The sequence below is a fragment of the Paenibacillus catalpae genome, from assembly GCF_900112695.1.
Classification (GTDB): Bacteria; Bacillota; Bacilli; order Paenibacillales; family Paenibacillaceae; genus Pristimantibacillus; species Pristimantibacillus catalpae.
On sequence record NZ_FOMT01000004.1, the window covers coordinates 1 to 11,060 of the forward strand.

At 48.4% G+C, this 11,060-nt stretch carries 7 protein-coding genes and 1 rRNA gene; all 8 read right to left on the reverse strand.

Translation table 11 applies throughout. The features are described 5' to 3' along the window. A 16S ribosomal RNA gene (locus tag BM200_RS17845) occupies positions 1-181 on the reverse strand; the annotation flags it as partial. Between the two features lie 286 nt (positions 182-467). Continuing rightward, entirely contained in the window at positions 468-1,139 is a 672-nt protein-coding gene (locus BM200_RS17850; protein WP_091188643.1) for a DNA alkylation repair protein, read from the reverse strand. Between the two features lie 289 nt (positions 1,140-1,428). Next, positions 1,429-2,673, reverse strand: coding sequence for a Ger(x)C family spore germination protein (locus tag BM200_RS17860; protein ID WP_091187975.1), 1,245 nt, complete (start codon positions 2,671-2,673; stop codon positions 1,429-1,431). Continuing rightward, positions 2,654-3,778 carry a GerAB/ArcD/ProY family transporter gene (locus BM200_RS17865; RefSeq protein WP_091187976.1) on the reverse strand — a complete coding sequence of 375 codons (1,125 nt, stop codon included), beginning with the start codon at positions 3,776-3,778 and terminating at the stop codon, positions 2,654-2,656. Before BM200_RS17865 ends, BM200_RS17860 begins: the two co-directional genes overlap by 20 nt. Beyond that, a complete protein-coding gene (locus BM200_RS17870; protein ID WP_091187978.1) occupies positions 3,775-5,334 on the reverse strand; it encodes a spore germination protein in 1,560 nt (519 codons plus the stop codon). Before BM200_RS17870 ends, BM200_RS17865 begins: the two co-directional genes overlap by 4 nt. 149 nt (positions 5,335-5,483) lie before the next feature. Further along, positions 5,484-7,088 (reverse strand): helix-turn-helix domain-containing protein, encoded by a 1,605-nt coding sequence (locus BM200_RS17875; protein ID WP_091187980.1) that lies wholly within the window; start codon positions 7,086-7,088, stop codon positions 5,484-5,486. Next, positions 7,085-8,839 carry a sensor histidine kinase gene (locus tag BM200_RS17880; protein ID WP_175532918.1) on the reverse strand — a complete coding sequence of 585 codons (1,755 nt, stop codon included), beginning with the start codon at positions 8,837-8,839 and terminating at the stop codon, positions 7,085-7,087. Before BM200_RS17880 ends, BM200_RS17875 begins: the two co-directional genes overlap by 4 nt. Positions 8,840-8,874: 35 nt before the next feature. After that, positions 8,875-10,446: an ABC transporter substrate-binding protein gene (locus tag BM200_RS17885; protein ID WP_091187983.1), complete on the reverse strand. Its 1,572-nt coding sequence runs from the start codon at positions 10,444-10,446 to the stop codon at positions 8,875-8,877. Positions 10,447-11,060 lie beyond the last annotated feature (614 nt).

An 11,060-nucleotide genomic window follows, 5' to 3' on the forward strand; every position in this document is an offset into this window, starting at 1 on the left:
ATTCGCGTATCCGGTATTAGCATTCGTTTCCGAATGTTATCCCAGTCTTATGGGCAGGTTACCCACGTGTTACTCACCCGTCCGCCGCTAACCTTGTCCCGAAGGACAAGATCCGCTCGACTTGCATGTATTAGGCACGCCGCCAGCGTTCGTCCTGAGCCAGGATCAAACTCTCCATGAAATGGTTCTGTTTGACTTGCTCAAACTTGTTTTTATCGCTTTTTCCGTTATTTCTAACGGGGCAGTTTTGCTCGTTGTTCAGTTTTCAAAGAACAATTTTTTCAACAACGCTGAATATCTTATCACGTTATTGAATTTGGTGTCAAGCTTTATTTTTCATCCATTTCAATTTCTTATCAACCGATGATGTTCAGCTTTTCGTTCCAACCGCGTGTCTCTCTCGGCCGGAATTAGAATATACCATAGGCGTAAATACAATTGCAAGCCTTTTTTTAAAAAAACTTTCTCTAACCACTCGCTGCTTCTTTTCCTATATGCTTCAAAGCTTCTTTTACGCTAAGAGCGGATAGTGAAGTCTCCTTCACAAACCGGCGGACTACATCCGGACTGGTCTTCGCATATTCACGGAGCGCCCAGCCGATCGCTTTGCGGATAAAGAACTCTTCTTCCTCTTTTTGCAGATCGATATAATGGAACAGCCGCTCTTGATCCGTACGCTCCTTGTACTTCAACTGATATAGAAGTGCCGTTCTGCGCAGCCACATATTGTCCGATTGAATCCAACGATCCGGATAATCAGCAATCAAGTCAGCAAACTTCAATAGATGGGATCCTACTAATTGCCCCGCAAGAATGTCCACAGTATCCCACCACGACTTCGTAACTATATAATGCTCCAGCCTGTCGATATGCGCCTCATCCGCAAGCTTACGGTGCTTGTCCAGCATAACCATTGCCGTATACTGGTACTCCCGCTCCGGCAACTGCCATAACTCATCCGCGGTTTGCAGCAGTTCCTCGCCTTTTGGCATACCGTGTTCTTTCCAGAACTCCCTTGTCAGCTGCATCCGCTCCGGCGTTTTTAGACCCAGAAACGGGAACTGGTTGCGCATATAGGCTTCCATGCTTCGCGCATTCTCCTGATTCGCATGCTTTCGCAACCATTCTGCTATTTGCATGGCATAGATCGTCAAGCGTTCACCCCTCTCTACATTTTCAAATTATAGTTTCATGAATGTGCTGCCCGCAAGTTATCAACTTATGTCTTCGTATTGATCATTAGAGGAACCGGCTGGCAGCATGGATCCATCTATGTCATCAGGCATCTCATGCTTCCAGGGCGGGTCATGCTTCCGCATCCTGTCTGATATCCAATAAAAGCACATAGGCACTATCGCGCACAGAAAAGCACTGAATAAAATACTGACCGATGGCAAAAGACCGATTACCCGATTCAATAGCTCCATTCTAATCCTCCGTTAAATTAATGTTCCCGCTTCTCCGTACACTCACCTTCACGTCCATCTTTACGGGTCGTGTGGAGAATAGATGGCCTTCTTCTTCCCACTGACTTTCATGCTGCTTAAACCATCTATAATGATTGTGGAACAAATATTCACGGAGTCCCATAACATCGCAGTTGTATTCATGCTGCAATTTATTCGTGGTCATTCTCATTAATTTGACAATCTCCCGCTGTACGGCATTTTCCATATTATCAATTGCATCTTCTTTCAGCGTGTCCGGCGCATGAAGCAATTCACCAACCGACCCTTCAACCCGAATATGAAACGTAAACTCAGGCATGTTGTCCGGACCAAACTTACATTCCAGCCTCCTGCTCATCCGTTCAATGTTAAATACACCAAGCCGGTTGTCAAAGGAGAATTTAATCTGTCCTCCCTTCACTCTCCCTTCCAAAAAGTTAAGCCCGGCTGTTTCCATTGCATTCAAAAAACCAACCAGCTCGTTCGAGGTTCCATTAAAAACAGCGGCTTCCGTCATAGTAGAATAATTACGGTTACCATTCTGGACAGCCTGAATGGCAAAGCTTTTATGCTTGAGCAAAAATTCATGCACATCACCAATGCGGGATTCCGGCAAAATCCTTGAACTTTCCTTCGTATTGTCTGAGAGCTCTTCTAAATAAGCAGAAGGCAGCCTCTGATCCGGAGGATGCGTGTTCAAAACATCAATCGCCTTATCTCTTGTGACCATTACTCTCGTTGATCGTCTCATCTCGCTTTCACGCAAAAAATAATCAATGGTTTCTGCGAATTTCTGGGGCCGTCGGGCAATATTTTCTGAAATGATAATGACTTTGAGATGTTCGAAGAAAGGGGCACGGCTTAATCTCTGAGAGAGCTTTGCCATGGAAGTCGCCATCGTATTCTCTTCCACCGCCATGTTGAAGTAGGCTTTGCCGGCCCCGCCCTCCATTCCTCCACCTTTGTTCGTGTTCAGGCCAGCAGGCATTACAACTTGATAAACTACTTTGAATGACTGTTTGGGGTCACTCTGATTCTTCTCCAGCTGACCCTTCCGATTCTCCTCATCATGCTTCCCTTCCTCCTTATTGTCCGGTTCATCAATTCCCACTCCAACAACAAAGCCGCGCTGATCAATCTCAACCCGGTCCCAGCAGCCTGACATTAAAGCACAAACGGCCACCAGCAGGGGCAGCATACGTCTTTTAGCCGCCGCTCTTGTCATTTCCCTTTTCCTCCTTTTTCTTCTTACCCCCGAACATTAAAAGGGATACCGGCAATAAAATGCCGGAAAGGATAGCCATATAGCTGATCATCGTCCCGAGAGTTGCGAATTCCGCCATATCTCCCGGAGCCATGCAGATTAAATAGGCAATAGGCGCAATGATAAGCAGCCGATACCGTTTACTTAACTTTTTGAACAAAAAGGATAAGCATTCATTTGCCAAATCAAATCCCATTGCCGCCGTATTAAACACCGTCATGATCCATATGACGAAAAACAAGGATTCAAACCGTTCGAAGAAGTTACCCGGGAACTGAATTTCCTTGGCAAGCTCAATAGTCGGATAGACGATATTCATGACTCCAATATTGGAAAAAACACCTACAACGAGATGATAAATGACCAGGTAAATGACAACGGACACTACGATGCCGTAAGAAACGGCTTTCGCAGCTTTTTCAGGACGCTCCATAAAAACAATGTAATACAAAATGATTTCGAAACCGAGCAAGGAATAGATGACCTCCTTCATTCCCTGCACGATGCCCAATGGCGGGGTAATAAAAAAAGGCTTCAGGTTCTCAAATTCAAACCATCTGTATCCGAAGCTGACGACAATGACGACCATGATAAGAACGGAGGGTAAAAACAATACATTCAGCCGAAGCAGCCCCGATCTGCTGCCCGACACGCCGTAGACCACAACCAAAATAAACGCAAGTGAAATGTACTCGACAGGCGTCCGGTCAAATAGATATTGCTTGGAGATATTCGCAATCGCTCTTGTCTCAAACGAGCAAAAGCCTAAAAAATAGCTGAATTGGAGGGCAGCAATAAGGTAAGTAACCGGTCTGCCCACCAAGCTTACGGAATAATCAAGAAAAGTCTTATTCCCCGCCCGGATGGCCACTTTGGACACAAGCAAACCGGCAATAAGCGCAATGCAGCCCGCAAGCAGAATACTCATCCAGCCGTCAAAAGACTGCGTGTAGGTTGCAACTGCTCGGGGAAGCGTCAAAATCCCCACACCAATCAGCATGGATGCTATTGTCATGCTCATCTCCAAAGAAGATAAAGGTTTTTCACCATAGCTATTGATTCTCATTGTGTCCCTTTCTTCTTGCTGCTCTTATCCAATCTCTTCGAGTCCATCGTTTCTAATATTTCAGGTCTGTGAGATAAACGGATAACGGGCAGCCGATATATAAGATCCCGCCAATCCGACAGTCTAAGCGGAGCAAGAGGGGCTGTATACGGAATGCCAAAGCTTCTTAAATTCACGAGATGAATACAATTGATAATCAAGGCGAGCACGATGCCGTAAAGTCCGAATACACTTCCCGCAATCATGATGAGGAAACGCATCAACCTTATGGAAATCGCAAACCCGTAGGATGGTATGGCAAATGATGCAATGGCCGTGACAGCCACGATAACAACCATAACCGGACTTACGATACCGGCTGTAACTGCCGCTTCACCAATAACCAGACCGCCCACGACTCCAATTGTCTGTCCAATTGATTTCGGCAGCCGTACCCCCGCTTCGCGCAGCAGCTCGAGAGTAGCTTCCATTAGAAAAGTCTCCATTACAGCCGGGAAGGGAACGCCTTCTCTCGTACCCGCTACTGAAAAGGCCAGCTTGGAGGGCAGCATCCCGTGATGATATTCCAATAGGGCGATGTAGAGGCCGGGTAGAAACAAGGCAATAAAAACCGCAAAAACTCGCAAGATCCGAAGAACACTCGCCAAAATCCAGTTCTGATAATAATCCTCAGGGGACTGAATGAAGGAAGAGATCGTAATCGGCAGAATGAGTTGAAAAGGCGTACCGTCAACAAGCACAGCAACGCGTCCTTGCAGCAGAGCACCTGCCACCTTGTCCGGACGTTCCGTATTCAGAATTTGGGGGTAGGGTGACCAGTAATGATCCTGAATCCACTGCTCGACAAATCCCGATCCTTCAGCATCATCCATGTCAATCGTGTTGATTCTTCGCTTCACCTCTTTCACGAGCATTGGATTCACAACGCCGTCAATGTAAGCGACAATCAAATCCTTCCGCGATCTCCGCCCAATACAATAGGAATCAAACCGAAGATGCGGGTCCCGAATCCTCCTTCTAATCAGTGTTGTATTCGTCCGGATGTCTTCCGTAAAACCGTCTCTCGGTCCCCGGATAATGGATTCTGTCTGAGGCTCTTCAATCGCCCGGCTTTTCCAGCCTTTGCTTCCGATCAGAACCGTGTCTTCCATCTCTTCTACAAAAAGAACCGCATCCCCGGACAAGATGGTCAGTATAATCTCATCCCAGTCCGAGGAACGCCTCATATCTTGCAGAGAAAGCTGCTCTGTTGTTCGCGCAACTGTTCCTCTGCTGTATTCATCATCCATTTGCCCGGTATTCTCGGTGCGGTCCGTGCGGGTGAAGGAGCTCCCGCTTTCCTGCATCAATTGGCTGATGACCTGATTCTGAATAACCTGCTTATCGACCAGGCCTTCGATGCATACGACTGCTGCTTTTTGACCATCTGCCGTCAGAAAGGTACGGATCAATAAGTCGCCTGGGGAACCAAGCAGCTGCTTAATATAGGCTATATTGTCTTTGACCGATGCAGATGGTATAGATGGCTGCTCTAATGGTTGTCCGTTATGCTCCATTTATATCCCCCGCTTCTCATGCCGATTTCGTTCGTTCGTGAGAGGCGGAATTACGCCTCATTATGTACTTTAATGATTCCCTCGAAAGGGAATTTTATGAAGGAAAATAAAAAAACCACCTCTCAAGGTGGCCTTCAAATCCTATCAAATTATCTGCGGTACGGCTTGCGGTATTCCTGCGGAGTTACGCCATGCACCTTGCGGAACAGTCTCGCAAAATACGAGAAATTTCCGTAACTTAGCCCGTCGGCTATCTCGCTGATACTGCGGTCCGTTGTAGAGAGAAGCTCCGCTGCTCTATCCATTCTTTCCTTCAGTATATAATCGGTCAGCACCATACCGGTCTCCTTGCGGAACAGGCGGGACAGATAAGCCGGATTCACAAAAGCAATGGATGCCAGCTGCTCACGGGACAGTTCCTCGTTCAGATGCTCGTCGATATAAGCTTTTACCTTTTGAACAATGGGGCTGACGGCCATCGTTCTTGTAAACAGGCTGCCTGCGGCCCCGGCAATACATCGTACCCATGTCTTAAACTGTCCGACTGAACGGGTGGCTGTCTCCACACCGGAACAACGATGATTCTCGTATAACTGCTGGGCTTGAAGCCCTTTGCGGTGCATCGCATAATAGATTACTTGCAACAGCGCGTGACAGGAGGCTGTAAGACTATCGACCGTTGTTGTCCGCGGATCAATGGCATCGGTCCATTCCTCCAGCCTAAGCGCCAGCTCCGTCACAGCGCCTTGCTCGAGCAAATCCGCCCAGTCTAACATGGATTCCGTAAATGGGGCAGCTGTCTTGACCTTGGTATCCGCAGGATCCTCGCTCCATATAATGCCGCCAGCCATGCTGACATTCCGGTATTCCTTGTTAAGCAGCGTCAGATAGCTTTGAAGCACATCGTTAACGGCGGTTAATTCGCCGATATAACAGGAGAGTCGGCAATAGAAGTAACGACTGCAAGCTTCGGCATAATTCCGGCACAACGTCTCAATCTCTTCCCTGACCGCATCCACCTCGCCGAGATGCAGCACGACCATAATATTGCCCCGATGATCTTGAATGACATTGCCCGAAAGCTTCTCCAGCAGCATTTCTTCGGCTGACTTGCGCAGAGCAAATTCCATAATAAGCTCATCCCGCTCGTTGAGCGGTCTTTCCCAGCTCTCCACGCTGATGAGAATCAGGCGAACGCGTTCAACCGCACTCATCCGCATATCATAAGTGAAGAGCGATTGCCGGATTGCTTCCGGACTGGTTGATACTCTGCGCTCCAGCAGGTCCTGCCAGAAACGCTCGACAAGCATCGGCTTGCGGCTGTTCCACAGCTCTACGATTTTGTTGTATTGCTCATCCGTTTCGTTAATTCTCCGCTTCTCCTTCACCCGGGAAATCGCCGTGAGAAGAGTCTCCTCCAGCTCTGTATAAACAACCGGCTTCAGCAAATATTCAAAGCTGCCAAGATGAATCGCACGCTTGGCGTACTCGAATTCGGAATGGCAGGTCAGAACAATTGTCTCCGGCTTCATGCCGCGTGACTTCACCCATTCCATCAGCTCAAGACCGCTGATCTCGGGCATTTCAATATCACAAATGACGATGTCAATCGGCTGTTCGAGCAGTACCTGCTGAGCCATCGGCGCATGGTACGCCTCATAAACCTCGTCCACCCCGATCAACTCCCAGCGCACCCCGGAACGAAGTCCCTTCACCGCATATATCTCATCATCCACAATGAGCACTCGTATCATTGTCCCGGCTCCCTTTCGCCCGTTTTGTTCCTCGGCACCCGCAGCGTTACGATCGTGCCTTGCGGATCAACGCTGTCAAATGCCATTCTGACTGTACCTTTGTAATAAAGCCTGCAGCGCCGTACAACATTCCACAGACCTAAGCTGCCGTCACCGGGTTCGAGCTGATGGACCTTCATGCGCAAATGCTCCTTTTGCTCCTCGGTAAAACCTTTCCCGTTATCCTCCACTTCAATGACCATGCCGGCATCCTCCCCGCCTTCGGCCGATATCTTCACCCGGATATGGAAAGGCGTGCCCGTCCGGATGGAGAAGCCGTGTACCATCGCGTTCTCTACAAGTGGCTGAATGCTTAGCGGGGGAAGACTCGCGTTCTCCAGCGCCGGATCTACTTCAAAATCAAAAGCAAGCGTCTCCGGGAAACGGTACTTCTGAATCGAGAGATAATGATAGATATGCTCTACTTCTTCTTTTACGGTAACCGTAGACACCTGAGTCCGCGTAGTGAACCGGAAATAGCGCACAAGATGAAGCGACATGTTCTGAATCACTTCATAATCCTTGATCTGTGCCAGCTGATAGACAATATTAAGAGAGTTCATGAAAAAGTGAGGGTGAATTTGTGCCTGCAAATGCTTCAGCTCCGCCTTCTGCGTACGGATCTGCTCCTCATAAATATCAATCTTCAAATGCTCGATCTGCTGGGCCATTCCGTTAAAGGTTTCTTTGAGCGTAATAAACTCCTGAAGCTTATAATCCTCCATCCGGACACTCAGGTCGCCGGAACGGATTTTCCGCATCCCTTTAATGATATGATGGATCGGCTTGACGATGGAATTTTGCAGGAAGAACAAATAAAGACCAAGCATAATAGCCGCCAGCATCGGTATGACATACGTCATTTTACGGAAAATCGGAAGACCTTCAAGCAGCGTGCGCTCCGGCAGCAAGAAGATCAGATTCATCTCCGCCATTCTGGAGCTCTTTGCTACCAGCAAATAAGGATTGCCAAGCTTCACAATGTTATAAGCCGCATTGCCGTTATCCATATAAGCAGTCAGATCAAACGCTTCAATCTCTTGACGGATGGAGGATCCTACCGTGGATATCGGCCTGCCTTCGCCGGATACTAGAAGCGCTTCCGCCTTGCCCCCCTGCCCCAGCACCCGCATCGGCTCCATCAATCGGTTCAGGTCAATCCATGCCCCGATATACGAATCGTAATTCGTATCCACGACCCGGACGAGTGCATACTGACCCTTCAACTCTACGACATTCCACCCTGCACGAATCATTGGATCATCATTAACGAGCAGCTTTTTCAGCTTGGATTGAATCTCCTGCTTGCGGTCATAGGTGACGGATTGCTGCTGGGCAATCAGAAGCTCCTCGTATTTGGTGCTGTAAGCGAACAAGACATCCGCCGCGTCATAATAGTTAATGTTCAGATCCAAGTCGTTTGCCGTCTGCGTCGTAGACAAATAATACTCCCAGCTGTCCCTGTCATATTGACTGAGCGAGATTAGGCTTTGATCCTGCTCGGCTGCTTTATATAAGTAGTTCTCGATTTCTCCCAGAACCTGATCCATATCATTCATATACATCGTGAGCATGTTCCGGTTCGACTGGGCGACCTGGGAGTGGACGACCTTCGTTGCGTAAAGATTGTTCCACAGCAGCAGGATGACAAGAGGAATAATGACGAGACCAAAGCCCAAGATTAGTCTGGAACGCATCGTCGCTTGTCTCATTGCCGTACTCCTCCTCTCCTCATCTGCGAATATTGCTAGTGGCTGGCCAGCCATAGATCAAGCTGACGCTGTTTCTCCCGTACAACTTTATCGGCACCAGCTGCCTTCAGTTTGCTTACGTACATTGGAATGATTTTCTCCGGATCCTGCGCACCGGTGTTAAAGGCCGGCATAAATTCTTTCTCTACTATAAGCGAAGCGGCAATTTCGGCCTTCACGCGCTCCGGGTTAAACACAAACCCAAGCGCCTTCGATTTATCCGCCTGCTCGTTAAAGCTGCGGTATTCCTCCCATAAGCCCGGGTTCTCATTCTCCCAAAGATAGGAGTTCAGCTGATTGCCAAACATCCATGGCTGATTGAGATTATAGCCAACCGTCTTGGCGTCCACGCCAGACGGATATTCAATGACGCTATCCGATTTCTTCACATAGTGGACTCCTTCAACACCCCAATCGAGCAGGTTCAGCAAATAGGGATCCGTATACAAAAGGTTCAGGAGCATCATCGATTTCTCCGGGTGCTGCGCATTGCGGGTAATCGCAAACATGGCGCTTGTTGTGTCTGCCGTTGTTGTATATGGTTTCGTCAGCTCAACGCTCACCATCGGATAGCCGGTATCCCGCGAGGCTTGAATCTCGAAGCCGGGCTTTAGCGATTCCGCATAAGCGAAGGCATTGCCGGCTTTTACCGCGTCGTACTCATTATCCTTGGATGTTGTCGCATCCGGGTTGAGGTAGCCCTTGCGGTTCCACTCATAGAGGAGCTTTGCATACTCCATGAATTCAGGGGTTTCCGCCATATTCAGCACTTTCGTCGACTGCCCTTCACGGCGCAGCACGCCAGGACCCTCTCCCAGCATGTCAAAAATGCCGTATTGCATCATAAACGTCAGCGGACTGCGGTCAGCACGGGCCTGAAGAGGCGTAATGCCTGGCTCATCCTGCTTGATCCTCTCGAAGATCGGGCCAAAATCAGCCAGCGATTTGACCTTGGACAAATCAACATCATACTTGTCGACGAGATCCTGACGGAGGACAAGTCCTTTGCTGGATGCAAATTCCTTGTTGGTCACGATCCCGTACAGCTTGCCGTTCACCTTGCTGGCCTCCAGAATGGAAGGATCCAGAATCTTACGGATGCCTGCGCCATATTTGTCCAGAAGCTCATCAAGCGGAAGAAAGCGTCCCTTCGCGATCTCGTCGCCAAAGCGCATCCAGCCCGCGGTAAAAAGAATATCCATCTGTTCGCCAGAAGCAAACATGAGCCCGGTCTTATCCCACCAGGAGCCCATATCGATGGTTCGGATGTCGAGTGTGGCATTGATTTTCTTCATCAGATAATCATTGATCTTATCCTCTACAAGGTTAAGATCCCTCGGCACATTGCCCGCAGGGAATACCATAACCAGCCTGTCGGTATTGGCATCTGCAGACGACTTGAGCTTCGCCGCAGAAGATTCGTCGTCATTATGGGTATTGGAGTCAGCTGTTGATTTAGCCGGCCCCGGCGTCTGTCCGTACATCGTCGAGAATGCAATTAGAATAGCGACGACGAGCAGCGATCCGATCATAATTGGAAGCGCTTTCTTGTTGACTCTGTTGAACATGTCACTCGTCTCCTTGGCACAAGGTTAGATACCTCATCATACAACGGCTCGATTCCCTCCGACTACTCTAATTGTAACTATTCATAATAAGATTGTGACTTTGAGCTCATGACAAATAAGGGGTGTCCCATAAGTCATGTAAATGACTAAGGGACACCCCTTTGAAAGTTGGATTAAATAGCAACCTGCGCATTTTAATGTTCTTCCGATCGCCATTGCTCGAGGATTCCTTTGAATCAACTTGGTAAGGATGGAATCCCCTCACAAAAGCGAACGCTGACGCTTCTCCAATATCATTAAAACGCTCCGTTTGCCACTAACCTGTCGATGAATCGCAAAAGCGGTTCGCGAAAACATTATGTTTATGTGGCTGGCAGCCAGACAACGCCCAGATCACAAACGGCCAACAGATACACGTTGCCTAAAGCCGCACCTAGACCAAGTGAAGGCTTTGCTTGGTCAATTGCCGAGAACCATCAATGCAGATGCGGGTTATGGGAGCGAAGAGAACTATACTTATTTAAAAATAGCAGTGCAGGGATAGCCCTTGCACTACTATTTTCATAAAAATTACACGGATGCGAGCCGTATCTCTAGCGAGCGAACCTCTTTTG

Coding starts and splice junctions, on each gene's coding strand:
- BM200_RS17865 (WP_091187976.1), bottom strand. CDS start 3,778: ATGAGAATCAATAGCTATGGTGAAAAACCTTTATCTTCTTTGGAGATG.
- BM200_RS17875 (WP_091187980.1), bottom strand. CDS start 7,088: ATGATACGAGTGCTCATTGTGGATGATGAGATATATGCGGTGAAGGGA.
- BM200_RS17850 (WP_091188643.1), bottom strand. CDS start 1,139: ATGCAAATAGCAGAATGGTTGCGAAAGCATGCGAATCAGGAGAATGCG.
- BM200_RS17870 (WP_091187978.1), bottom strand. CDS start 5,334: ATGGAGCATAACGGACAACCATTAGAGCAGCCATCTATACCATCTGCA.
- BM200_RS17880 (WP_175532918.1), bottom strand. CDS start 8,839: ATGAGACAAGCGACGATGCGTTCCAGACTAATCTTGGGCTTTGGTCTC.
- BM200_RS17860 (WP_091187975.1), bottom strand. CDS start 2,673: ATGACAAGAGCGGCGGCTAAAAGACGTATGCTGCCCCTGCTGGTGGCC.
- BM200_RS17885 (WP_091187983.1), bottom strand. CDS start 10,446: ATGTTCAACAGAGTCAACAAGAAAGCGCTTCCAATTATGATCGGATCG.